The sequence below is a fragment of the Clostridium sp. genome, from assembly GCF_017888565.1.
GTDB lineage: Bacteria > Bacillota > Clostridia > Clostridiales > Clostridiaceae > Clostridium.
The window spans coordinates 1-24,463 of the sequence record NZ_JAGHFX010000040.1; the positions used below are offsets into that span (position 1 = coordinate 1).

23 protein-coding genes, 1 pseudogene, 1 riboswitch and 1 other annotated feature are annotated in these 24,463 nt (G+C 27.5%); of the genes and pseudogenes, 10 read left to right on the forward strand and 14 right to left on the reverse strand.

The features are described from left to right. A partial coding sequence (locus J7M87_RS06795) for an LCP family protein (protein WP_291649949.1) occupies positions 1-1,278 on the reverse strand: 1,278 nt, incomplete at its 3' end. A gap of 354 nt (positions 1,279-1,632) precedes the next feature. Between J7M87_RS06795 and J7M87_RS06800 the strand changes: the two genes are divergently transcribed. The 3 genes from J7M87_RS06800 to J7M87_RS06810 all read left to right on the forward strand — a co-directional run bounded on the left by J7M87_RS06800 (position 1,633) and on the right by J7M87_RS06810 (position 4,509). Continuing rightward, positions 1,633-2,277, forward strand: coding sequence for a hypothetical protein (locus J7M87_RS06800; protein WP_291649951.1), 645 nt, complete (start codon positions 1,633-1,635; stop codon positions 2,275-2,277). Between the two features lie 558 nt (positions 2,278-2,835). Beyond that, positions 2,836-3,741 carry an arginase gene (rocF, locus tag J7M87_RS06805; protein WP_291649953.1) on the forward strand — a complete coding sequence of 302 codons (906 nt, stop codon included), beginning with the start codon at positions 2,836-2,838 and terminating at the stop codon, positions 3,739-3,741. 138 nt (positions 3,742-3,879) lie between these two features. After that, complete coding sequence (locus J7M87_RS06810; RefSeq protein ID WP_097033964.1) at positions 3,880-4,509, forward strand: 3'-5' exonuclease; 630 nt, start codon at positions 3,880-3,882, stop codon at positions 4,507-4,509. 60 nt (positions 4,510-4,569) lie between these two features. Here the strand turns inward: J7M87_RS06810 and pflA are convergent, their stop codons facing one another. Together pflA and J7M87_RS06820 are read right to left on the reverse strand one after the other, a co-directional pair. Then, a complete protein-coding gene (pflA, locus tag J7M87_RS06815) occupies positions 4,570-5,283 on the reverse strand; it encodes a pyruvate formate-lyase-activating protein (protein ID WP_291649957.1) in 714 nt (237 codons plus the stop codon). Between the two features lie 246 nt (positions 5,284-5,529). Then, the gene (locus J7M87_RS06820; RefSeq protein WP_291649959.1) at positions 5,530-6,600 is read right to left on the reverse strand and encodes a GNAT family N-acetyltransferase; all 1,071 of its coding nucleotides are present in this window, start codon (positions 6,598-6,600) and stop codon (positions 5,530-5,532) included. Between the two features lie 468 nt (positions 6,601-7,068). Between J7M87_RS06820 and J7M87_RS06825 the strand changes: the two genes are divergently transcribed. Genes J7M87_RS06825 through J7M87_RS06845 form a run of 5 tightly spaced genes read left to right on the forward strand, consistent with a single transcriptional unit; the run spans position 7,069 to position 11,388 of the window. Next, positions 7,069-7,608: an XRE family transcriptional regulator gene (locus tag J7M87_RS06825; protein ID WP_291649961.1), complete on the forward strand. Its 540-nt coding sequence runs from the start codon at positions 7,069-7,071 to the stop codon at positions 7,606-7,608. A 20-nt stretch (positions 7,609-7,628) separates the two neighbouring features. Continuing rightward, the gene (potA, locus tag J7M87_RS06830; RefSeq protein ID WP_365844825.1) at positions 7,629-8,681 is read left to right on the forward strand and encodes a spermidine/putrescine ABC transporter ATP-binding protein; all 1,053 of its coding nucleotides are present in this window, start codon (positions 7,629-7,631) and stop codon (positions 8,679-8,681) included. Continuing rightward, positions 8,674-9,528, forward strand: a complete 855-nt coding sequence (locus J7M87_RS06835; protein WP_287596863.1) for an ABC transporter permease — start codon at positions 8,674-8,676, stop codon at positions 9,526-9,528. Before potA ends, J7M87_RS06835 begins: the two co-directional genes overlap by 8 nt. Continuing rightward, positions 9,522-10,334: an ABC transporter permease gene (locus tag J7M87_RS06840; RefSeq protein ID WP_291649968.1), complete on the forward strand. Its 813-nt coding sequence runs from the start codon at positions 9,522-9,524 to the stop codon at positions 10,332-10,334. Before J7M87_RS06835 ends, J7M87_RS06840 begins: the two co-directional genes overlap by 7 nt. Next, entirely contained in the window at positions 10,321-11,388 is a 1,068-nt protein-coding gene (locus tag J7M87_RS06845) for a spermidine/putrescine ABC transporter substrate-binding protein (protein ID WP_291649970.1), read from the forward strand. Before J7M87_RS06840 ends, J7M87_RS06845 begins: the two co-directional genes overlap by 14 nt. Before the next feature lie 166 nt (positions 11,389-11,554). On the opposite strand, the gene ndk is transcribed toward J7M87_RS06845, so the two are convergent. Then, the gene (ndk, locus tag J7M87_RS06850; RefSeq protein ID WP_291649972.1) at positions 11,555-11,965 is read right to left on the reverse strand and encodes a nucleoside-diphosphate kinase; all 411 of its coding nucleotides are present in this window, start codon (positions 11,963-11,965) and stop codon (positions 11,555-11,557) included. A 131-nt stretch (positions 11,966-12,096) separates the two neighbouring features. Between ndk and J7M87_RS06855 the strand changes: the two genes are divergently transcribed. Next, the gene (locus tag J7M87_RS06855; RefSeq protein WP_291649974.1) at positions 12,097-12,366 is read left to right on the forward strand and encodes an acylphosphatase; all 270 of its coding nucleotides are present in this window, start codon (positions 12,097-12,099) and stop codon (positions 12,364-12,366) included. Between the two features lie 172 nt (positions 12,367-12,538). Here the strand turns inward: J7M87_RS06855 and J7M87_RS06860 are convergent, their stop codons facing one another. Then, positions 12,539-13,504, reverse strand: a complete 966-nt coding sequence (locus J7M87_RS06860) for a glucosaminidase domain-containing protein (RefSeq protein WP_291649976.1) — start codon at positions 13,502-13,504, stop codon at positions 12,539-12,541. Positions 13,505-13,768: 264 nt separating this feature from the next. Further along, positions 13,769-15,163 (reverse strand): annotated as a pseudogene (locus J7M87_RS06865) (sodium:alanine symporter family protein). An 85-nt stretch (positions 15,164-15,248) separates the two neighbouring features. Beyond that, positions 15,249-15,349, reverse strand: a riboswitch (glycine riboswitch). 364 nt (positions 15,350-15,713) lie between these two features. Here J7M87_RS06865 and aspD point away from each other — a divergent pair. Then, on the forward strand, positions 15,714-17,366 hold the full coding sequence (gene aspD / locus J7M87_RS06870) for an aspartate 4-decarboxylase (protein ID WP_291649978.1): 1,653 nt from the start codon (positions 15,714-15,716) through the stop codon (positions 17,364-17,366). A 148-nt stretch (positions 17,367-17,514) separates the two neighbouring features. On the opposite strand, the gene J7M87_RS06875 is transcribed toward aspD, so the two are convergent. From J7M87_RS06875 to J7M87_RS06910, 8 genes are all read right to left on the reverse strand, one after another. Next, on the reverse strand, positions 17,515-17,706 hold the full coding sequence (locus tag J7M87_RS06875; RefSeq protein ID WP_291649981.1) for a hypothetical protein: 192 nt from the start codon (positions 17,704-17,706) through the stop codon (positions 17,515-17,517). Positions 17,707-18,037: 331 nt separating this feature from the next. Beyond that, a complete protein-coding gene (gene leuA, locus J7M87_RS06880; RefSeq protein ID WP_291649983.1) occupies positions 18,038-19,708 on the reverse strand; it encodes a 2-isopropylmalate synthase in 1,671 nt (556 codons plus the stop codon). Positions 19,709-19,762: 54 nt separating this feature from the next. After that, positions 19,763-19,960: a binding site (T-box leader), on the reverse strand. A 70-nt stretch (positions 19,961-20,030) separates the two neighbouring features. Then, a complete protein-coding gene (locus tag J7M87_RS06885; RefSeq protein WP_291649985.1) occupies positions 20,031-20,990 on the reverse strand; it encodes a D-2-hydroxyacid dehydrogenase in 960 nt (319 codons plus the stop codon). Positions 20,991-21,003: 13 nt separating this feature from the next. Continuing rightward, positions 21,004-21,636, reverse strand: coding sequence for a pyrophosphatase PpaX (gene ppaX / locus J7M87_RS06890; protein ID WP_291649987.1), 633 nt, complete (start codon positions 21,634-21,636; stop codon positions 21,004-21,006). A 270-nt stretch (positions 21,637-21,906) separates the two neighbouring features. Continuing rightward, complete coding sequence (locus J7M87_RS06895; RefSeq protein WP_291649989.1) at positions 21,907-22,797, reverse strand: radical SAM protein; 891 nt, start codon at positions 22,795-22,797, stop codon at positions 21,907-21,909. An 11-nt stretch (positions 22,798-22,808) separates the two neighbouring features. Next, entirely contained in the window at positions 22,809-23,573 is a 765-nt protein-coding gene (locus J7M87_RS06900) for an N-acetyltransferase (protein ID WP_291649991.1), read from the reverse strand. Then, positions 23,573-24,226, reverse strand: coding sequence for a GyrI-like domain-containing protein (locus tag J7M87_RS06905; RefSeq protein WP_291649993.1), 654 nt, complete (start codon positions 24,224-24,226; stop codon positions 23,573-23,575). The genes J7M87_RS06900 and J7M87_RS06905 overlap by 1 nt, the downstream gene beginning before the upstream one ends. Positions 24,227-24,282: 56 nt before the next feature. Further along, positions 24,283-24,420: a hypothetical protein gene (locus J7M87_RS06910; RefSeq protein ID WP_291649995.1), complete on the reverse strand. Its 138-nt coding sequence runs from the start codon at positions 24,418-24,420 to the stop codon at positions 24,283-24,285. Between the last annotated feature and the right edge of the window lie 43 nt (positions 24,421-24,463).

Consider the following 24,463-nt stretch of genomic DNA (forward strand, 5'->3'; position numbering starts at 1 on the left):
ATTATCTTCATTTGGTGTTGGTTTTGTTGTTTCATTTCCTCCATTTGCTGGTGGATTAGTTGTTCCATTTCCTCCATTTGCTGGTGGTTTCACAACATCTTTATCTGGAGTTGGCTCAGGAATAGTTTCAGTATTCCTATCATTATATTCTTCTGGTTTTATATTATATATAGAATTATATCTTGCTTCTTCTGCATTATAAGCTGCTGCCACATTTTCAACAGCTAATAAATCAAACTCATCTGGGGTAGGTAGCTTATTATTAAAAATAAAATCATGTAATACTTTAGAGTTTTGTTCAAAATCTATTAATAAGCACCATCCTCTGTCTTTATATAAATTATCTCTTGCAATAAGCTCTGTTTGTGGTATTTGTAATTGTTCAAAGTCTAAACTTGGTAACTTATAAATTGTATAAGCTAAATTTAATGCTTCTGGTATATCTATGTTAGTCTTAACATGCTCTGACAAAGTATTAGCTATGCTTACATATTTTAAAGGATTTACTTCCTTTAATTTTTTAGCAACTTCATGTAATACTTTGCTTTGTCTTTCTCCTCTTTCAAAATTTCCATTTCCAACATACCTTATTCTTGCATAAGATAAAGCTTGTTGTCCATTTACCTTTTGAAGTCCTGTTTCAGTAATTGGCGGAGAGTTTACGCCTGTTGATTCACCTATGTATTTATTTACTTCATCTATTTCATAATCTTTTATATCTACTTCAATTCCACCAATTTCATCTATTATAGCTTCAAATCCCCAAAAGTTTACTATAATATATTTATCTAAATGCAAATCAAAGTTCTGTTCGATAGTATCCATTAGTAAGGCTGCTCCACCTTCAGCACCTTTAAGCTTGCCCTTATCATCTTCTTCTGAGCTTCCAAAAGCAAAGGCAGCATTTATTTTATTTTCTCCATATTCAGGTATATCAACTAATGTATCTCTCATTATTGAAGTTAACTTAACTTTTTTATTGTTATTATCTAATGTAGCTATAATAATTGAGTCTGACCTCGCTGGCTCATCTAAGGTTCTACCATCAGTTCCTATTAATAAAACATTAGTAATTCCATCTACCTCATTATAATTAACTTCTTTCTTACTTTCTGGTTTGTATTCAACATAAATTTTACTTCTAATATGATTATAGTACCCCCAAACTGTTGCTATAATTATTGCTAATACGCTTATGACAGATATTAATATAATTTTCTTATTATTTTTTTTCTTCCTTTTAGAACTTTTTCTTTTCACTGAATCATTTTCACTCATCCTAATTCCTCCCTCTACTTTATTATTATATAACCAAGTCCATTATTTTTACAACAATATCCATTATATTATACTAAATTTATTTGTCATCTTTGTTACAAATAAATAACAAACTATATTATTCTTCATATTTATATTTTTTAAATTATATATCTACATTATTTCTACTAAAATACTTTTATATTCACCCATTTTTATTGATTAATTAAACACCTATTCTGCCCATATATAAATTATTTGCTATATTACAAAATTTACTATTAATATTGAATATCTAAAAAACACTATATTTTTCTATTTTTAATGTTTAAATTTATACTCATCTGTTAATAATAGGAACAAGGGGTGATAAATATGGATAATTTAAATAATAATTCAAACTTGAAATCCACAAAAAAGAATATTAGTAAAAAACAAAAAGCCGCTATGCTAGTTTCATTTATTTCATTATTAGCAATTTGCTTTTGCTTAAGTTACTTTATAACTGATTATATAACTAATCCAAATAGAGATATAACTAATGTAGATACTCAAAATGAAGCTGTATATAGCGAGAATAATAAATATTTAGATGATAATATCTATATAATGCTAAAAACAAATGATAATATAGATATGGCTGAAAATCTAATTAATTTAAAAAACAAATTAAAATTAAGCGAAAATCTTACTAAAGAAGATTTAAGTGAAGAACTATCAACACAAGGATATATTCTTTCTGAATGGGATACTAATAAATTAGTTTACACAAGAGATTACGCTACAAATACAAGTAAATTTGAATCTAATAAATACTATTTAGGTGAAGAAAATGGTTTTATAAGCTTATTCAAAACAGATTCTGATGGTAATATAATTGAGTCCGAAAAGAAAGTTTACTCCGACTCTAAACCATTATCAAATTTGCCAGAAATAGATCAAGACTACATTAAAGAACATAAATTTTCTTTTGATACAAGAGAAGAAGCACTACAAAAGTTAAGTGAAATGATATCATAATAAAGAACTTTATTAACAAAAAGGAGCACATGCTCCTTTTTTAGCTTTATAAATAAGGAATAACAAATTTTAATAAGGGAATAAATAAATTATAAACTAATTTATTTAGTAAACACTATTATTAATTTATATTCTACAATTTATTTATTCTACTTAGTAATAGTAGAAGAGATTTCAGGGCCTCAACAATTGTATATTAGCTAAATCATATGTAAACATATAGAATGAATATCAAATTAAAATATATACTTAGAAAATAGTTATGCAATTCTAAATAAATTGTTAGAGATAGCAGAAATTACTTCATCATCGCATACATATAATTTTATATAGGTCAAAATAGAATTTATAATTTTTTTCTTTCTATTTTGATTTTTTTTCACATTTTAAGACAAAAAAGTATAATTATAATATGTATTTAGTTAATATTTTCATAATATATTTAAAAATTGTGTAATTGTAATAATTTTTTCACATTTTTTTATTTACATATCGATTTGAAGCTATTAATATATATTTATTGCCCTAAAAAATTATTCCAAATCGGAGGTTTGTTTTATGAATATTAGTATTATTGATATGCCTATATTCTACGGATGTGATAATCCTGGAGTTGAAAATGGGCCAAAAATTTTAAGAGAGAACAACCTTCTAGATATCTTTAATAAAAGCCACCAAGTCTGTGATATGGGCGAAGTTCATGTAAAAAATGTTTCTTCAAATGATAAATACGCAGCTAACGCAAAAATGAAGTATTTAGATGAAGTTGTGAGATCAAATGTTGGACTAGCTGATAAAGTTTATGAGTCATTAAGTAAATCATATCTTCCTTTAGTTATAGGTGGAGATCATTCACTTGCTATAGGTAGTGTTGCTGGCTCCAGTAAATTTTTTGATGAAGATCTTGCAGTAGTTTGGGTGGATGCTCATGGTGATATAAATACACACGAGACTTCCCCATCTGGAAACATTCACGGAATGCCTTTAGCTAGTTCAATGGGAATAGGCCATGAAATTTTGACTACCCTTTATTCTTCTAGCAAAAAGGTTAAACCTGAAAATGTATTTTTATTAGGTTGCAGAGACTTAGATTTAGGTGAACTTGAATTAATCAAGGAATATAATCTTAACGTATGGACCATGAAAGATATTAAAACTAAGGGCATAGAAATTGTATTAAAAGAACTTTTAGAAGCTTTTAAAATGAAAAATGTAAAAAACATTCATTTTAGCTTTGATATTGATAGTCTAGACCCTTCTTATGTTCCAGGAACAGGAACTCCAGTAGAAGATGGATTAACCTTTTCAGAAGGAAAAAAAGTAATTGAAACTATAATTAACACTTCATTAGTTAGAGTTATGGATTTTGTAGAATTTAATCCAGCCTTAGATGATAATAAAAAGACATTAGAAACTTGTCTTGAATTATTAAAGGTTATCTCTAAAGCTTTTGAAGGAAAATAAATAAGAAAGATAACTAATAGATTTCTATTAGTTATTTTTTTATTATTAAGCTGGTCATATAGTTCAATAATTATGTTTTAGGACTTTTTTTAAATTTATGTTATTATATAATAAGAAACTTAATCTTAGGAGGATAAAATGAAATTACTATTTTTTGATACAGAAACAACTAGCATAAAGCCAGGTAATATATGTCAATTAAGTTATATAGTTATAGATGCTTCAGTTAAACCGCAAAAAACTACTGGAAAAAACTTCTTCTTTACAGTAGATAGTATGGATGAAGGTGCTGAGGCTATTCATGGATTTTCACTTGAAAAATTATATGACCTTTCAGAAGGTAAAGAATTTTTAGATTGTGTCCATGAGTTTATGCCCGATTTCTTCGATGCAGACTTTATAATAGGACATAACGTTCAATTCGATATAAAATTTTTAAAACATGAATTACAACAACTTTGGGAAGCTGGGCTTATAGATACAACTTGGGAGCCTAAAAATACATTTTGTACTATGGCATATTATAAGTCTCCTTGTAACTTACCAAGTCCATCTGGAAATATAAAAAATCCTAAGCTTGCAGAAGTTATAGATTTTCTTCAAATTTCTGAAGATCAAATAACAAATAAGGCAAATGAATTATTTGAAGGTAGTGGAAACTACCATGATGCTAGATTTGATACAGCTGCTACTTATTTAACAGTTATTCAAGGTATGAAAAAAGGATTAATTCCTGCAGGATATTTTTCAAATCTATTAAAAAAATAATTTTTTAATAATAAATCCCTAGAATAGCCTCTAGGGATTTATTATTGCTTAAAATAGATTTTAAAACTCACTAAAAAACTTTTCTTTAAGTAATTTACACTTTTCTTTATCCATAGCTGGAGTTCCATCTAACCTATATTTTAATCCTAATGTTTCATATTTATTTACACCTAATAAATGATATGGCAATAATTCTACCTTTTCAACATTTTCTAATGAATTAATAAACTCTTTAAGTTCTTGCATGTACTCTTCACTATCTGTCTTTCCTGGTACAACTACTTGTCTTATCCAAAGCTTAGTACCTGACTTTTTGCATGCATCTAAAAATTTATTTGTTTCATCTATTTTAAAACCTGTCATATCCTTATATCCAGCTTCTGATAAATGCTTGACATCATATAATACTAAATCAGTATATTTTAAAATTTCATCATATTCTCCAAACCCTACACCTGATGTATCTAAACACGTATGTATTCCTTCCGTCTTACATTCCTTAAGAACTTCTAATAAAAACTCTGGTTGTCTTAATGGGTCTCCACCTGAAAAAGTAACTCCTCCACCTGAAGTAGTAAAATAGCTTTTAAACCTTTTTATTTTTTTAACTAGTTCTTCTGAAGTATACTCATCACCTTCATTTTCACTCCATGTATCTGGGTTGTGACAATAAAGACATCTTAATTTGCAACCTTGAAAAAATACTACTACTCTAATACCTGGTCCATCAACTAGCCCCATACTTTCGATTGAATGAATTCTACCTTTTAGCATATTTATCTTCTCCTCTTTTGGACAATTAACAACAACTTATATTCTCCTATTCATTATAAGTTCTACATAAGAAATTGTCTATTAAAGTTCCCTATTAAATACATTTGCATTTAAGTAATGATTTCCTTGAGTAAAATATCCATTTAAATATCTACTAGTAAAATATATACATATATCTAACAGGTATATCTCATATAATTCTATATATTTTGTTAGATTTCATAAATAGTTCTCTTTATTACTTAATTACTTGGCTCCAAGTTCTTTATATAACTTCTTGCTTATGTCTTCACCTACTAATTTCTTAACAATTTCTATACAGAGCTCTATAATTCCAATCATATTTGAAGCAAACATTAATTTTCCATTATCAACAAATGATCTCTTAACTTCAATTGCCCCTTCTATTTTCCATTTAGATTCAGGAATTGCAACTCCATTTATATCATTAAACTTATCAAGAAAGTAAATTCCATTTGAAAAAGTAGTTATATAGTCACACTCATTATATCTTTCTCTTATATAATTCATCAGAATATTATCATTAGTAGCTATGGATGCCCCCATTCCCCCTGGAATTATAACTATGTTTGGATTAAATATATCTATACTTACTATTTTATCAATTGTTATATCTATATTATTTGATTTAATTTTTGCTTTACTTGATACTGAATGTATTTTAAAGTAATCATCCTCTAAAATTTCATTTATCTTTGCAAATATACTAAATGCAATTGAATATTCCGCTATATCCATATCATCATACGCTAAAACAGCAATCTTTTTCTTATTATTTGTTTTACAATTTAAAAAGTTATTCTTAGTTAATTTATATGTGTATTGCTTTCTAAAATTATTTATCTCTTCAAATCCAACTTTCTTTAATAAAGATTTAGCCTCATTCAATTTTACTGTATCTATTATAGCTTCTCCCCCGAACTCTAAAAAATAATACTCCAATAATAACCTTAAGGCCTCTTCTCCATATCCCATTCTTCTATATTCATGATGTATTTTTATATTTATTCTAGCTACCTTAGTTGCAGAATTGTATCCATGAAAACTCACTTCTCCAATAGCCTTATCATCAAGTGTGTATACCAAGCAATAAAAATTTTTCCCATCTGTAGGTTGTATCATTTTCTTATAAAACATTTCCCATTTTTCTCTTGGAAATGAATATGCCGCACCAACCTCTCCCATATTCTCTTTGTTTCCCCATAATTCTTTAACAAAGGATAGTTCCTCATAGCTAGGTTTCCTTATATAAGCTATCTTTCCATTTCTTCTATATAAACTTAACTTTTCATTCATTATATCACCTATAAATATTTACTCTATTTTTCCAGTCAATATATAGATTACTATCTCATAAAATTAATGTTTAATCAAGTTATATGAAAAGAATATAATAACTAAGTAATTTAAATTTAATTTTTTTTTAATAATACTAATTCAATTCATCACAGGTAATAATTTGAAAATATAGGTTTTCACTATACTTTTTAATAATTTGATAATTTCAGAAAATTTAAATCACCTGAAATTTATTTAGTATTACTAAACTTTTAGTGTTGTTTTATTAAACTAAATTGCATACCAATCTAGCGTACTTTAATAGAATCAATGCTTTCAAGATAAAATTTTCATATAAATTTTTATAAGTTTTTTAGAAAAAATATTGATTTATATCAAATTAAAATATATAATATCTATTGTTTGTTTAGTAATTTTAAACTTAAGGTTTAGTATTATAAAATTTATTAAAGTAGAGGTGTAGTTGTGGAAATCGGAGAAAAGATACGTAGATTACGTATTGAAAAGCAATTAACTCAAGAAGAACTTGCCAATAGATGCGAACTATCTAAAGGATTCATATCTCAAGTAGAAAATGATTTAACTTCTCCATCAATAGCAACATTAATAGATATTCTAGAAATACTTGGAACTAATCTTACAGAGTTCTTTAGTGATGCTAGTGAGGAAAAGGTTGCATATACATATGAAGATATGTTTGAAACTGAAAATGAAGATTTAAAGTATAAGCTAATGTGGCTTATACCAAATGCTCAAAAAAATGAAATGGAACCAATCATGATAACTTTAGAACCAGGTGGGCAATATATAGAAGAAGAACCTCATGAAGGTGAAGAATTTGGTTTTGTTTTATCTGGAACTATACTATTACATTTAGGTAAAAAGAAGTTCAAGGTTAAAAAGGGAGAAAGCTTCTATTTTAAGCCTAGATCTAATCACTATATTTCAAACGGAGGAAAAACACAAGCCAAAGTTATTTGGGTAAGTACTCCACCATCATTTTAATTCAATAGAAAGAGGTGTTTATTTTGAAACAAAATATAATTGAAATAAAAGGTATTTCTAAAACCTTTAAAGATAATTGTGTTTTAGACAACCTTTCATTAAACATTAAAAAGAATGAATTTTTAACATTACTTGGCCCTAGTGGATGTGGAAAAACAACAACATTAAAAATAATTGCTGGATTTGAAGATGCAGATAAAGGTGAAGTTTTATTTAATGGAACTGATATCTCAACTTTACCTCCATATAAAAGGCAAGTAAACACCGTATTCCAAAAATATGCTTTATTTCCTCATATGAATGTATATGAAAATGTTGCATTTGGATTGAAAATAAAAAAAACTCCTAAAAATGAAATAGATTCAAAAGTTAAAGAAATGCTTAAGTTAGTTTCTTTAGAAGGCTTTGAAAAAAGAAGTGTTGATTCCTTAAGTGGTGGTCAACAACAAAGAGTTGCAATTGCAAGAGCTTTAATTAATGAACCTGAAGTTCTTCTTTTAGATGAACCTCTTGGGGCACTTGATTTAAAACTTAGAAAAGAAATGCAAATTGAACTTAAAAGAATACAACAAAGACTTGGAATTACATTTATATTTGTAACTCATGACCAAGAAGAAGCTTTAACTATGTCTGATACTATCATAGTTATGAACAAAGGTAAAATTCAGCAAATGGGTTCTCCCGAAGACATATATAATGAACCAGCTAATGCTTTTGTTGCTGACTTTATAGGTGAAAGTAACATTTTAGACGGTACTATGTTAGAAGATTTTAAAGTAGAATTCTGTAATAAAACTTTCGAATGTGTTGACAAAGGATTTAAGCAAAACGAATTAATTGATGTAGTTATAAGACCAGAAGATATAAAAATTGTATCTCCTCATAAAGGAATGATAAAAGGAACTGTTAAATCAATAATTTTTAAAGGTGTTCATTATGAAATAGAAGTTGAAGAAGGAAGTAATACATGGATAATCCATAATACTAAATTTGCAGAAGTAAATTCTGTTATAGGATTAGATATTTATCCAGAAGATATTCATATTATGAGAAAGGTTTCAAATAATGAGTAAGGCAAAGAAAGCTAATAGAAACATTGCTGCATCTCCTTTTATAATCTGGAGTGCCCTATTTATTGTAATTCCTTTATTAATAGTTCTATTCTTCGGCTTTACTGTAACAACACCTGAGGGAGACTATGCATTCTCCTTAGAAAACTTTACAAGACTACTTCAACCTCAATATATAAAGGTTTTTGGACGAAGCTTATGGCTTGCTTTATTATCTACAATATGGTGCTTAGTTTTAGGATATCCTGTTGCATATATTATATCTAAAATGAAACCTTCTAAAGGTAACATTTTAATAATGCTTTTTATAGTACCTATGTGGATGAACTTCTTACTTAGAACTTATGCTTGGTTACCTATATTAGGCAAAAACGGATTTATAAATAATATTCTTGGATATTTCGGAGTTGGTCCTTTTACTTTCTTATATAATGATGGTGCTGTAATACTTGGTATGATTTATAACTTTTTACCATTCATGGTACTACCAATCTATACTGTATTAACAAAAATGGATAAAGACTTATTAAATGCAGCTGCTGATTTAGGTGCAAATAGAAGTGAAATATTTAGAAAAATAGTACTTCCATTAAGTATGCCAGGAGTAGTTTCAGGAATAACTATGGTATTTATGCCTGCTGTTTCTACATTTGTAATATCTAGATTACTTGGTGGCGGACAATATATGCTTTTAGGTAACTTAATTGAACAACAATTTACTATGATGGGTGATTGGAACTTTGGTTCATCTATCTCAATATTTATGATGATAATAATATTAATTTCTATGGCTATAATGAGTAAATTTGATAATTCTGATGCTAAAGAAGGAGGCGGTCAATTATGGTAAAGAAACTAGAAAATTTTATTAAAAAGTTTTATTTATTATTAGTATTTATCTTTTTATATACACCTATAGTTGCCTTAATAGTATTCTCCTTCAATGATTCTAAGACTATGGGAAAATGGTCAGGCTTTACATTTAAATGGTATGGTGAGCTTTTTAAGAACGAAAGAATTATGCAAGCTTTATTCTTTACAGTTATTATAGCTGTTATTTCTTCTATAGTAGCTACAATAATTGGTACTTTAGCAGCAATTGGAATAAATAAAATGAAAGGTCCTAAAAAAGCCCTTTTATTAAATATAAATTATCTGCCTGTATTAAATCCTGATATAGTAACTGGTATTGCCTTAATGAGTTTATTTATATTCATTAGACCACTTACAAAATTAGATTTTGGATTTACTACAATGTTACTAGCTCATATTACATTTAATATTCCTTATGTGATATTAGCAGTTTTACCAAAGCTTAGACAATTACCTGAAAATATTGAAGAAGCTGCATTAGATTTAGGAGCTACACCGTCTTATACATTAAGAAAAATAATATTACCTCAAATTAAACCTGGTATCTTTGCTGGTATGCTAATGGCATTTACAATGTCTATTGATGATTTTGTTATTAGTTTTTTCACAGCTGGCCCAGGAGTTACAAACCTTTCTATAGAAATTTTTGCTATGGCAAGAAGAGGTATTAAACCTGAAATTAATGCCCTTTCTACTTTAATGTTTGTAACTGTTCTAACTCTTCTATTAATTGCTAATAGAAAAGAATTTACATCAAGAGGTGATAAAATTGAAGAAGCTTAAGAAGTCTATTGCTATTTTATCTTCATTATTTTTAATATCCTCATCTTTTGTAGGATGTTCTAAAAATGAAGATAGCTCTAAAAGTACAAGGACCCTCAATGTATTTAACTATGGGGATTATATAAATGAGGATTTAATTTCAAAGTTCGAAGAAGAAACAGGTATAGATGTAATCTATGATACCTATGAATCTAATGAAATCATGTATCAAAAAGTTAAAAATAGTCCCGGTACATATGATTTAATTTTTCCTTCTGATTATATGGTGGAAAAAATGATTAACGAAGATATGTTAGAAAAAATAGATTTTAATAACATCCCAAACTATAAAAATATTGGTGAAGACTTCAAAAATCTTCCTTATGATCCTAAGAATGAATATTCTGTTCCTTATATGTGGGGAACAATAGGTATAATATATGATGCTGATAAAGTTGATGATCCTGTAGATAGCTGGGATATTTTATGGAACCCTAAATATAAAGGTGAAATATTTATGTTTGATTCAATAAGAGACACCCTTGCGATTTCCTTAGTTAAACTTGGTTATTCATTAAATTCAGTTGATAAAGACGAATTAGACGAAGCTGCTAAAGAATTAATAAAACAAAAACCATTAGTTCAATCATATGTTATGGATGAAGTTAAAGATAAGATGATTAATGGTGAAGCAACATTTGCTACTGTTTATTCTGGAGATGCTATATTTATTCAAGAAGAAGCTCCTGATTTAAACCTTCAATATGTTGTTCCAAAAGAAGGTTCTAATAAATGGTTTGACGTTATGGTTATACCAAAAGGAGCTAAACACAAATCTGAAGCTGAAGAGTTTATAAACTTCTTATCAGAACCTGAAAATGCTAAAGAAAATGTTGAATATATAGGCTATGCAACACCTAATACAGCAGCTTATGAATTATTAGATGAAGAAACTCAAGAAGATGAAACTGTTTATCCTCCTGATGAAGTTCTTGATAAATGCGAAATATTTACAGACTTAGGAAACAAAATAAAACTATATGATGATGCATGGCTAAAAGTAAAAATAGATTAGAGTAAATACCATCACAATATTAAAATTGAATTATACGATTAATGTAAACTTTGCTAATAGCAGGCTTCAAACAATAAAAATTATGGTAGTGTTTCAATATAATCACTACCATAATTTTTTATTTTATATTCTAAATTAAGTGATGTCTTAACCACCTTTTCTTAATTTATAAATTTGAATCTCCAAACCATAATTTAATTTCTCTTTTAGCACTTTCAGTACTATCAGAGGCATGAACACAATTTTCCCTATTATTGGATGCATATAATCTTCTTATGGTACCCTCTTTAGCTTCTTCCGGATTTGTATTACCATTAATTTCTCTTATCTTCTCAATTGCATTTTCTCCTTCTAAAATTAATGCACATAAGGGCCCTTTAGTTATAAACATTATTAATGGTTCAAAAAAGCTTTTACCAATATGTTCTTCATAATGCTTACATGCAAACCCCTTAGATATCGTTTGCATTTTTAGTGCAACTACTTTAAGATTATTTTCTTCATATTTACTAATTATATTTCCTATTAAGTTTTTTTCTACAGCATCTGGCTTTATAAGTACTAATGACTTTTCCATAATACTCCCCCTCTTTTTAAAATCCTCATCTAAATTATACCATTTTTCATATAAATTATTAATCCTTTCTTCATAATAATCTTGTATTTATGATATAATTTTTATAATTATTCTAATAAAGGAGTGATATTATGATCAGATATTATATTATTGTTGAAGGCAGAGTTCAAGGTGTAGGTTTTAGATATTTTTGTCAAATGAATGCAATTAACCTTAACTTAACAGGATGGGTTCGTAATATGGATAATGGTATGGTTGAAATGGAAGTTCAAGGTTATGAAAAAATATTATTAAAATTTATTAGTATAATAAGTAAAGGAAATTATTTTATAAAAATAGATTCCGTATCAAAAAAAGAAATTAATTTAGTTCAATCAGAAACTAAATTTAAAATAAAATAGGTGCTGTCGCTCAATTAAAAATGTAAAATTTAGAATGTAGAATGAATGTAAAAACTACTAAAAGTAGTTTTAAATAATATAAATTTAAGTCTTTCATACCTAAATGCCCACGAAATTTTAAGTTTCACATTCTATATTTTACATTAAATAGCTTTATAAAATAATCTCTATTTTATTTTCTTTGTACCTTAGTATCATATAACATTAAATTATTTTCCTGAATAACTCTTATTAACTTATCTCCATAAATTAGATTTCCTTCTTCATCTTTTGCAGTGCTATAACCTGCATTTTCTAAAGCTTGTGCTTGATCTTTATAACTTTTAGCTTCAAATAATCCATTTGCAGAATACCTTTTATTTTCCCATAGAAATTTACCATGATCTCTTATTGATGATTTTATATCTTTATAGGATCTAAATGCTCCAACAATAACATCATCATAATTTTCCTTAGTTTGAAGATCAATACTATCTCCACTCCATCTTTCATCAGCCTTTATGCCAAAAAGATTATTATACTCTGATGACAATGTAGACTCACCCCATCCTGATTCTAAAATTGCTTGAGCAATAGTTATTGAAGGCAGTATTCCATAACTTTTATAGTTATCAAAAGCAATTTCTGATATCTCATTTATAAATTCAAGCTTAGAATTATCCTTTGCTAATTCTCTATGGATATAGTTATTTTTTAATCCCTCCAGATATTTATTAGCCGTTTCTTCTTCTTCACTATTTAGCTTTAAGGATTTAGCTACTACTTTAAAGCTACTTAATCCAATAACATTTCCGTTATCATCCTTTTTATAAAATGAATTTATTATTTTACTTATAACATCATTGTCTATATCAAAACTCCCATTATTTATTGATCCATTTATTGCAGCTACCTCTTGCCAATTTAATTGAAATCCTCCAACACTTGCCTCATCACATATATCTATATACTTAGTTATGTTTTCATTTGAAAGTAACATCTCTTCACTATCATTATTAATAAATTTAGAGGTTATAAATACTAATGTGCTTATAAACGTAATAATAAAAATTATTGTCAACAGTGTCTTCTTTATACTACCCTTAATATAATTTTCCTTATAATCACCAATACCTTTATACGTTCCTTTATACTCCAAAAACTCACCTCCAAAATATATTTCACTATAAATATATACATATATTATAAATAATATTTTATTTATATAAAGTTTATTATGAAAATTTAATTAATATTTAAGAAATAAATCTTATGTATTGTTTAATTTATGCTATTTTACTTAAATAAGCATATTAATCCTTTAAAATGCTATCAATTTTATTTATGTAAATTATTAATTAAAACATATATATTTAAATATATAAAGTTACATTTTTTATATAAAAAGGTGGACTTTTCCACCTTAAACTGTCATTTTTTCCTCAGCTTCTAAATTACCTTTTACTCCTAAATCATTAAAGAATATTTCAGTCTCTGAAATTATCACATGTCTAAGTCCTATTAATCCAATTAGATTTGGAAATGCCATAAGTCCATTTACTATATCTGCTATAATAAATATCATCTCTAATGGTAAGAAAGGTCCTATTGCTACTAAGGCTATAAATATAATTTTATAAGGTTTTATTCCTCTTACTCCAAATAAATATTCTATACATCTTTCACCATAATAATTCCATCCTAATATAGTTGTAAATGCAAAAAACATTAATCCTATGTTAACTATATATTTCCCTAATAAAGCTATTGGTAAACCATTTTCAAATGCTGCTGTAGTTAATGCTGCCCCTTCTAAATTACCATTAAAGCTTCCTGTAACAACTATAACTATCCCAGTCATTGTACAAATTATAATTGTATCAATAAATGTCCCTGTCATAGAAATTAATCCTTGTTTAACAGGGGATTTTGTTTTTGCTGCCGCAGCTGCTATAGGAGCACTACCAAGTCCTGCTTCATTTGAAAATACTCCTCTCCCAATCCCTCTTTGCATAGCAATAGAAATTGTTATTCCTACTGCTCCACCTAAAGCCGCCTCAGGATTAAATGCACTTCTTATTATTAAACTAATAGCTGATGGTATTTTCGTAAAGTTACATACTAAAACCAATATAACCCCTACTATATATAGTATAGCCATAAAAGGAACAACTTTTTCTGATACACTTGAAATTCTTTTTATTCCTCCTAAAGTAACTAAAGCAACTAGTATAGTAACTACTATAGCTGTAACTACTAATGGAATATTAAATCCTATTTTAGCTGCATCGGCAATAGACTTTACTTACCCAAATGTTCCTATTCCAAGCAGAGCAACCCCTACTCCAAATATTGCAAATAATTTAGCTAACCAATTTAATCCTAGCCCATTTTTTATATAATACATTGGTCCACCAGACATTTGCCCATTCTCGTCTACTTCTCTGTACTTTATAGCAAGTAATCCTTCAGCATATTTAGTAGCCATACCAAAAAATGCTGCTATCCACATCCAAAATAATGCTCCCGGCCCTCCAGCTTTAATTGCAGTTGCAACCCCAACTATATTACCAGTACCTATAGTTGCAGATAAAGCAGTACATAACGCTCCATAACTAGTAACATCCCCCTTTGCATCTTCATCATTATCTTCCTCTTTTGAAAATATATATTTTAGTGCTAAAGGTAATTTAAATATTTGCAGTAGTTTTAATCTCCACGTCAAATATACTCCTGTACCAACTAATAGTATTAACAATGGTGGCCCCCATATTATACTGTCAATAGTACTTAAAATTGATTGAATTTGATTTAACATAAAAAAATCCCCCTTAAATTAAAATTTACGGAGGAGAATAGATAGGTAAACAAGCCCTAATAAAATAATAAAACTTTATAGACCTATCTTATCCCCTGTCCTTTTACCTGAGAGTTTCAATAATTTAAAACTTAAATTATCTTGCTCCTTCGGTGCTCATCTCTGAGTCTCTCCAGAGGTTCGTCCAATAGCGGTCCTAATACCTGAAAGATTTACTTCTTCGGTGGATTTACTTAAAAATCTCTCTCCCACTATCTTCAACCGAACGTTATTAAATTATAACGTAATTATATACGCTTATATTAAAAATTTCAACTACTTTTTATTTTAATCATAAAAGATACATATAATAAATTCTAATTTTATATTTATTAACATTTAATACTTTAATAATTCTTTACCTATTATGACATATATAATTTAATAAATTAGTATTTTTTGAATAATTTATTTCATTAATTATATTTTTTGCAAGATTCCTTGATTTTTTATTATGGGGATATATACTATTAGTAGGAATTAATAGTACATTTGAAAAGGAGTACCCATAATGGATGTAACACTAACAAAGGATAACTTATTAAATCTTTATGGTAAAATAAGTCCTTTCGAATTTAAAGATAAATTAATAGAATTAGCTAACCTTAATAAGGAAAAATTTAATGGAAATATTTTAGATGCTGGCAGAGGTAATCCTAACTGGACTTCCTCAACTCCTAGACAAGCATTTTTCACACTTGGACAATTTGCAGTTTTGGAATGTCAAAGAAATTTATGTATGAATAATTTAGCTGGTATTGTTAGTAAAAGTGGAATTTATGAAAGATTTTTAGATTACTATAATAAAAATACTAATTTACCTGGCATTCATTTATTAAAACAAATAATAAGTTATTGTATTGATGAACTTAATTTTAATCCAGATGATTTTCTATTTGAAATTACTGATGGAATTATTGGTGATAACTATCCAGTTCCAGATAGAATGCTTATACACATAGAAAAAATAGTTAACAAATACTTACTAAAGGAATTATGTGGTGATACTAAATTTGATAACAAATTTGATGTTTTTGCTGTAGAAGGTGGCACTGCTGCAATGTGTTATATTTTTGATTCTTTAACATCAAACAAGCTATTAAATAAAGGTGATAAAATTGCTTTAATGACACCTATTTTTACCCCTTATCTAGAAATTCCTCACTTACCTAACTATGATTTTGACGTAGTAAGAATTCATGCAAATGAATTGGATGAAAATAATAATCCAACTTGGCAATATTCAATTGAGGAACTAGAAAAACTTAAAGATACTAACATAAAAGCATTATTTATTGTTAATCCAAATAATCCAGCTTCAATAGCATTAAGTGATGAATGTAAAAATAACTTAGTTAATATAGTTAAAAATTACAATCCAGATTTAATGATAATAACTGATGATGTTTATTGTACTTTTATAGAAAATTTTAAATCTATAATTGCACATTTACCATACAATACATTAGGAGTGTACTCTTTGTCAAAATACTTTGGTGTTACCGGCTGGAGACTTGGTACAATATTATTAAATAAAAACAATGTATTTAATAATCTTTTATTAGATCTTTCACCTGAGGATAAAATTGAAATAAATAAAAGATATAAACATATGTCATCCAATCCTAGTAATATAAAATTTATTGATAGATTGGTTGCAGATAGTAGACAAGTTGCTCTTAATCATACTGCTGGTTTATCAACTCCACAGCAAGTCCAAATGGCTTTATTCTGCGCATTTGCTCTTGTTGATTCTAATAATGAATATAAAAACCTTACTATTGAAATATGTAAAAAGCGTAAAGCTTTATTATTTGAAGGTATGGAGTTAGATATTATAGATAATCCTAATGATGCTTCTTATTATACTGAATTAAATATAATTGATTGGGCAAGAAGCAAATTTAATGAAGATTTTGCGAGCTATATATTAACTAATTATACACCATTTGATATACTATATGATTTAGCTAAAAATTACTCTGTAATCTTATTAAATGGAGATGGATTTGCTTCTTCTGAATGGTCTCTAAGAGTTTCACTAGCTAATCTAAATGAAAATTGCTACTATATCATTGGTAAAGTTTTAAGAAAAATTCTTAATGATTTACTTAAAGAATGGCTAGAAAATCAATGGTCAGAAGAAAAAGCCGAGAATCTATAAAACTATTTAATACTTTCATATTCAAAAACCATACAAAAAAAGGTCGAGTTTATGCTCGATCTTTTGTAGTTTGTAATATATTAAAGTTGTTTATTATCATAGCCTTCGATAAAAATATTATCTGAATCTTACTTTTATGATACATATTTTATTGGAAATCATTTTTGTTAAAAAAATATTTATAGACAGTTGTAGTAGCTAATAAAATTGATGCGATAGTTAAGAACACATTAGAAATAACAGTTATTTCTCTATATGTGCAAAGAATTATTATTTGTATTACAAAAAAAATTATCGCTAACTTATATCCTAATTTTTCTATTTTCTTTTTAGTTACCATATAACTCCTCCCATTTAAATATAAATAGAGAATAATTTAATACTCTTGCGAAATGCTTATTTAATATTATAATAACACAATTTTCAAATATATTCCATTTAATTTCTCTGATTTATTTACATTAAAAAATCACATTAAAGTTCACAACATTAATAAATTTATTAACGCTGCGAACTTGTTTTTAATTTACATGTGTTTTTTATAAAAAATAGCATTAAAACTAGTTAAATAGTTGCTTTAGAACTATTTGAATTTTAATGCTAAATTTAATGTGATTTTAAATTTTCAACCCAAAATTTGAGCTCGCTAAAATAATCTAATATCTAATTTTCTAATTTCTATAAAGTCTATTTATAGCACTAAATACTGCTTTTATTGATGCTATAGTTATATTACTATCTACTCCTACTCCAATAGTAACCTTAGAATTATCTACTCTCTTCATTTCAACGTAAGCAGCTGCTTTAGCTTCTGAACCTTCTCCTAAAGAATGTTCAGCATAATCTAATATTGTAGTTTCAATTAAATTACTTTTAATTAATGCTTTTTTCAATGAATCTATCGGTCCATTTCCTTCTGCTATAACGCTCTTTTCTTCTCCATTAAATAAGAAAGTAACGTTTATTTTAGTATTTTGATATTCATTATTTAAACTATCACTATCTTCTATCTTAAACTTTAATAATTTAAATGGTCCTACAACCTCTAAATACTCCTCTTTAAATTTCTCCATAATTACCTTTGGTGATATTTCTCCACACTTTTCTGTTATATTTTGTATTATATCACCAAACTCTTTATGCATACTCTTAGGCATTTTATATCCAAAATGACTTTCTAAAACGAAGGCTACTCCACCTTTTCCTGATTGACTATTTATTCTTACTAATGCTTCATATTCTCTTCCTAAATCACTAGGATCTATAGGTAAATATGGAACTTCCCAAATATCATTATTTCTTTCTATATACTTTTTCATGCCTTTATTTATTGCATCTTGATGAGAACCTGAAAACGCAGTAAATACTAGTTCTCCTGCATAGGGATGCCTTATATGAACAGGTATTTTGCAACACTTCTCATATACATCTATTATTTTATTTATATTATCTAATTGAAGCTTAGGATCTATTCCATGAGAAAACATATTATATGCTAAATTTAATATATCTACATTTCCTGTTCTTTCTCCATTTCCAAACAAAGTTCCTTCAATTCTATCTGCTCCTGCTAACATTGCAAGCTCTGCAGTAGCAACACCAGTGCCCCTATCATTATGTGGATGTACACTTAAAATTATTCTAGTTCTATCACTAAAGTTTCTACTCATCCATTCTATTTGATCTGCAAATACATTAGGTGTATCCATTTCTACTGTAGATGGAAGATTTATTATTACTTTATTATCATTACTAGCTCCCCAAGTGTCTAAAACAGCTTCACATACTTCAAGTGCATAATCAACTTCTGTTCCTGTAAAACTCTCTGGTGAGTATTCTAAATATAATTTTCCCTTAAAAGACTTAGCATACTCTTTAACTAGTTTTATTCCTTCTACAGCTATAGATTTTATTTCTTCTTTACTCATATTAAATACAACATCTCTTTGTAGAATAGATGTAGAATTATATATATGAACTATTGCTTCTTTTACTCCTTCTAAGGCTTCAAAAGTCTTTTCTATTAAATGTGGTCTAGCTTGTGTTAATACTTGAACCTTTACCCCTTCAGGAATCAATTTATTTTCTACTAATGTTCTTAAAAAATCAAATTCTATTTTCGAAGCTGATGGAAATCCTACTTCTATTTCTTTAAATCCTAATTCTATTAAAAGATTAAACATCTTTATTTTTTCTTCTACTGTCATAGGATTAATTAATGCTTGATTTCCATCCCTTAGATCAACACTACACCATATAGGTGCTTTATTAATTTCATTATCTGGCCATGCTCTTTCCCTTAGCTTAATTGTTTGAAATCTTTTATACTTCTTATAATTCATTTAAATGCCCCCTTATTTATATAGAAATTTAAAAAACCGCATAAACCTACTCCTAATTGGAGCGATTTACGCGGTACCATCCAAGTTTTAACTTAATTGAAATAACGGCATATTTCTGCCGACAAAACCTACTTCCCCATTCGGCCTTGTAGCTCCTGAGCGAGTTCAAAAGCGATAATATGTGGGCTCTCACCATCTCCCTACTCTCTTTAATATCTCTTACTTTTTACTACTCTCATTCTAAGCTTTTCAATATTGAGTTAATTAGTAATATACTATAATTAAAACCTTTTGTCAAATATTTCTAAATAATTTATTAATCTTATAATTCAACTCTTCCTCTTATTTCACCATTATAAAAGGCTTTAATATTATTAATTACTTCTTCAAATAATCTCACTCTTGCTTCTACACTTGCCCAAGCAATATGTGGTGTTACAACTAAATTTTCTTTATTTCTTATAGATATTAATGGGTTATCTTCTTTAATAGGCTCTACTTCAAATACATCTAAAGCAGCACCAGCAATAAGTTCTTCATCTAATGCTTTTGCTAAATCTGCTTCAACTACTATTGGCCCTCTCCCCATATTAACTAATATAGATGACTTTTTCATATTTTTAAGAGCTTCATAGTTAATTAAGCCTTGTGTATCTTTATTTAATGGAGCATGAATAGAAACTATATCAGACTTATCTAATAATTCCTCAAAGCTTACTCTCTTATATTCACTATTTGAATTTTTTCCTGAAGTAGAATAATAAATTACATTAACTCCAAATACTTCTGCTATTTTAGCCACTCTTTTTCCTATTGCTCCAAAGCCTATAATTCCCCAGGTTTTACCTTCTAACTCATAAAAAGGCTTACTTACATTAGTAAAAAGACCTGATTTTGCATAATCCCCAGATTTAACATAATTATCATAATAAGATAATTTATCATATAAAGATAATACTGTTGCAAATGTATGTTGAGCTACTGTATTAGTTGAATATCCAGCAACATTTGTTACTGCAATATTATTCTTCTTTGCATATACTATATCAATATTATTAAAGCCTGTAGCAGTTTCACATATAAGTTCTAAATTTTTAGCTTCTTTTAAATTATTTTCATTTAATACTACTTTATTAGTTAAAACTATATTAGCATCTTTTATTCTTTCTACTACCTCTTCTGGTTTTGTAGTATCATAATAAGCTAATTCCCCAAATTCTCTTAATTTATCAAAGTCTAGTTCTCCTAAAGTTTTTCCATCTAAAATTACTATTTTCTTCATTTTACCCTCCTAGTTATAATAAATTTAAAATATCTATTGGTTTATCTATAAAATAATCTGGCTCAGATTCTTTTAATTTATCCATTCCTATAAAAGTATAACTCACTGCACAAGTCTTACATCCTGCTGATTTTCCACAATATATATCATAATGACTATCTCCAACCATAATAGCTTCATTTGGTTCTATTCCTAATTCACTACATGCTTTAAGTGCTGGGTCTGGATTTGGTTTATGAAGTTCTGTTGATTCTGGGGTTATAATTATATCCATAAAATCATATATTCCTGCTATCTTCATTCCTCTTATAGCAAGCTCAGCTCTTTTAGATGTTACTATACCTATTTTAATTTTCTTTTCTTTAAGGCTAGTTAAAAGCTCTTTAACTCCATCAAAAGCAAAGCACATAGTATCATGTATTGCCTCATTATATTCTCTATAATAGGCTACTAAATCTGCAACATCTTCTTCTTTAGCATGCTTTTTAAATGGATCTCCTAATGGTCTTCCAAAAAAGTCTACTATTTCTTCTCTTTTTAATTCCATTCCTAGTTTATCTTTAAAAGTTTTATCAAATGAATTATAAATTAATTCGTTTGTATCTAATAATGTTCCATCTAAATCAAATAATACTGCCTTAATCATATTTCTCCTCCTGAAAGTAAAATTTTCGTCATATGCTAATAAACTTTATACTAATGATAACATATAACAGATGCTTGTACAAAATTAACTCCATGAAATTAAACCCAAATAGATAATATGTAAATTTTCTTATTTCCCCATTTCTATTCACATTTATATACGCCTTCATATTCCCAGTTGAAATAGAAAACTATAAAAGACTAATCTTTTTACAGTTTACTAAGAAATAAATAAAAGATACCCACATTAAGGTATCTCTATACTTTATAATTATATATTAAATAAGCTTAGTTGCTCATTACTATATCCATTTTTGTAACCATCAATTATATCATTCATTTTATAAAGCAACCCAAATCTTTCACATTCATTCTTAAATGTTTTATATAAAGTTCTAGCATTAGGACTATTACACATATAGTCATTACCAAAACTTTTCATATATTTTTCTTTTATCTTAGGAAAAGATTTATCTATCATATCAAAAAAGTGGTCTCTTTGATTAGATCTTAAAGTAACACCAAATGCAGGATATATAAATTTAGCCCCCTTTTCTTTTGCTAGTCTTACAATACTAACTATATTTTCTTCTATATCATTAATAAATGGCAAAATAGGCATTAGTAAAATTCCCGTATAAATATCATTCTCAGATAATCTTTTTACTGCTTCAAACCTCTTAGATGTAACTACAACATTTGCTTCAATCTTTCTACACAAATCATCTTCTGCTGTTGTAATTGTAATTTTACAAAGTACTGGTGAATGTTTTTTAATTCTTGTTAAAATATCAATATCTCTTATAATTAAATCACTTTTTGTTGCAATTGCTACTCCAAATCCAGTGTTATCAATAATTTCTAATGCACTGCGTGTTAAAGAAAGCCTCTTCTCAAAGGGATTATAAGGATCACTCATGGCACCAGTTCCAACAATACCCTTTTTTCTTTTAGATTTTAATTCTCTTCTTATTATTTCTAAAGAATTTTCTTTAGCCCTAACACTTTCAAAATTATTTATACCATAGCACTCACTTCTACTATCACAATATATACATCCATGATTACAACCCTTATAAATATTCATATTATAATTAATCCCAAACCAATTATTACTTTCTCTATATCCAGATATAATACTTTTTGCGACTATATAATCCATATATATCTCTCCTAAATAATCCCCTTTTCAATAATAAATTTATTAAACTTGCTTTCTGATAATATTTCATTTGTTATAAATTCTCCATTATAAAATAAACTATAAGTTGTAAAAGGACATGGAGAATTTTGTGCTTGCTCTTTAGTTTGAAACTTAATTATCTTTATATCTATTCCTTTTTCGTTCGAAATCTTCCTTATTAAATTAACATATTTGCTTGTATGAGGACATTGATCAGAATAATATATTATTAGTCCATTTTCATTACTTCTTCCACGCTTTGCATAGTTTTTTAATTTAGGCACGTTATATTCATCTGAAAATGGTAAATATAATAACTCATAGTAAGGATCAGCAGTATCACATACTTTAAAACCTTTGTATTTTAGATATTCTGGATCTGATAAAAATGGCATTTTCCTTTTTGATGAAAGAGCTATAATCCCTTTCTTTCCTTTACTCTTCGAATTATCAATACATTCATTTAATAATCTATTAGCATACCCTTTTCCCTTAAACTTTCCAGATACCCAAAAACAATTTATAAACATATAATTATTACCTTCAATAGGTACCCATGCATTTTCTATTGGAATATATTCAATAAATGCTTTCCCTCTCACATTTATTTTATTAAATATTAACCCATCATTAAATCTTTCTTTTAACCATTCCTTTTTTAAATAAACTCCACAATCACCTTTTTTATCTGATAAAGAACAACAAATATGTTCACAATTAATATTGTTATAATTTAATGTTATAACTTCCTCCATTACTCCCTCCTAACCGGGTGTCTTATAACAGTTTTCATCTTTTCTTTATTAACCCTTCTAGGATCTGACAAATATATTTCATGGTGCCCCCTTACACTTCCCTTTTCATAAACACTTCCTATATCATTAATCAAGTTATTTTCTAATATAAATTTGTCGATTTTTTCAATAGTTACGTGTTCTTTATCAAATGGTCCTATATGCATACATTGAACACATAATCCTTCATCAAATACTTCTAATCTTGCTTTAGATACATCAATATGAGGCTTTTTCTTTTTAAGTTCATCACAAGCAAAATCGAATATTTCCTTTGTTACAAATTCAGGTTGGCGTATCATAGAAGTCCAAATATATTTATTCTTTTTGCTAAAATCCATATCATCATCTTCTAACCACCATAGACCTTCAAGAGGTGGTACAACATAATCAAAATAGTCCTCTATTTCATTTCTTATCTTTTTATTCATCTTTATTGTATAAGACAAAGCATATAATAACTCAACAGCAGCCTGATATTCTCCATCTTTATCATTTGGATTTCCTTTTCCATCTACCATTATAAATGTCATTGCAGGTACTGTTATTTCCATAGGTTGTGTTTTGGGTAAATATAAGTCTTTAAACTCTTTTTTATAATCTAATTTATCCATTATAACTCTCCCTTTATTTTCATCGTAAACTTAAGCAAAAAATTTTCTCAAAAATTTTATAATATACTTTCTAAGTATTCTTTAAATCCCATTGATAGGCTAATTTTGTTTTCTAAACCACTTTCACCTTTGCTTAATAAATTTTCAACAATCATGGCACCCATTTGTCCTGCTGCCCCTAAAATTATATTCATGATTTACCTCCAATTATATAAATAATCTATAGATTAGAAGTTA

Coding starts and splice junctions, on each gene's coding strand:
- J7M87_RS06800 (WP_291649951.1), top strand. CDS start 1,633: ATGGATAATTTAAATAATAATTCAAACTTGAAATCCACAAAAAAGAAT.
- rocF (WP_291649953.1), top strand. CDS start 2,836: ATGAATATTAGTATTATTGATATGCCTATATTCTACGGATGTGATAAT.
- J7M87_RS06810 (WP_097033964.1), top strand. CDS start 3,880: ATGAAATTACTATTTTTTGATACAGAAACAACTAGCATAAAGCCAGGT.
- pflA (WP_291649957.1), bottom strand. CDS start 5,283: ATGCTAAAAGGTAGAATTCATTCAATCGAAAGTATGGGGCTAGTTGAT.
- J7M87_RS06820 (WP_291649959.1), bottom strand. CDS start 6,600: ATGAATGAAAAGTTAAGTTTATATAGAAGAAATGGAAAGATAGCTTAT.
- J7M87_RS06835 (WP_287596863.1), top strand. CDS start 8,674: ATGAGTAAGGCAAAGAAAGCTAATAGAAACATTGCTGCATCTCCTTTT.
- J7M87_RS06840 (WP_291649968.1), top strand. CDS start 9,522: ATGGTAAAGAAACTAGAAAATTTTATTAAAAAGTTTTATTTATTATTA.
- ndk (WP_291649972.1), bottom strand. CDS start 11,965: ATGGAAAAGTCATTAGTACTTATAAAGCCAGATGCTGTAGAAAAAAAC.
- J7M87_RS06855 (WP_291649974.1), top strand. CDS start 12,097: ATGATCAGATATTATATTATTGTTGAAGGCAGAGTTCAAGGTGTAGGT.
- aspD (WP_291649978.1), top strand. CDS start 15,714: ATGGATGTAACACTAACAAAGGATAACTTATTAAATCTTTATGGTAAA.
- J7M87_RS06875 (WP_291649981.1), bottom strand. CDS start 17,706: ATGGTAACTAAAAAGAAAATAGAAAAATTAGGATATAAGTTAGCGATA.
- leuA (WP_291649983.1), bottom strand. CDS start 19,708: ATGAATTATAAGAAGTATAAAAGATTTCAAACAATTAAGCTAAGGGAA.
- J7M87_RS06885 (WP_291649985.1), bottom strand. CDS start 20,990: ATGAAGAAAATAGTAATTTTAGATGGAAAAACTTTAGGAGAACTAGAC.
- ppaX (WP_291649987.1), bottom strand. CDS start 21,636: ATGATTAAGGCAGTATTATTTGATTTAGATGGAACATTATTAGATACA.
- J7M87_RS06895 (WP_291649989.1), bottom strand. CDS start 22,797: ATGGATTATATAGTCGCAAAAAGTATTATATCTGGATATAGAGAAAGT.
- J7M87_RS06900 (WP_291649991.1), bottom strand. CDS start 23,573: ATGGAGGAAGTTATAACATTAAATTATAACAATATTAATTGTGAACAT.
- J7M87_RS06905 (WP_291649993.1), bottom strand. CDS start 24,226: ATGGATAAATTAGATTATAAAAAAGAGTTTAAAGACTTATATTTACCC.
- J7M87_RS06910 (WP_291649995.1), bottom strand. CDS start 24,420: ATGAATATAATTTTAGGGGCAGCAGGACAAATGGGTGCCATGATTGTT.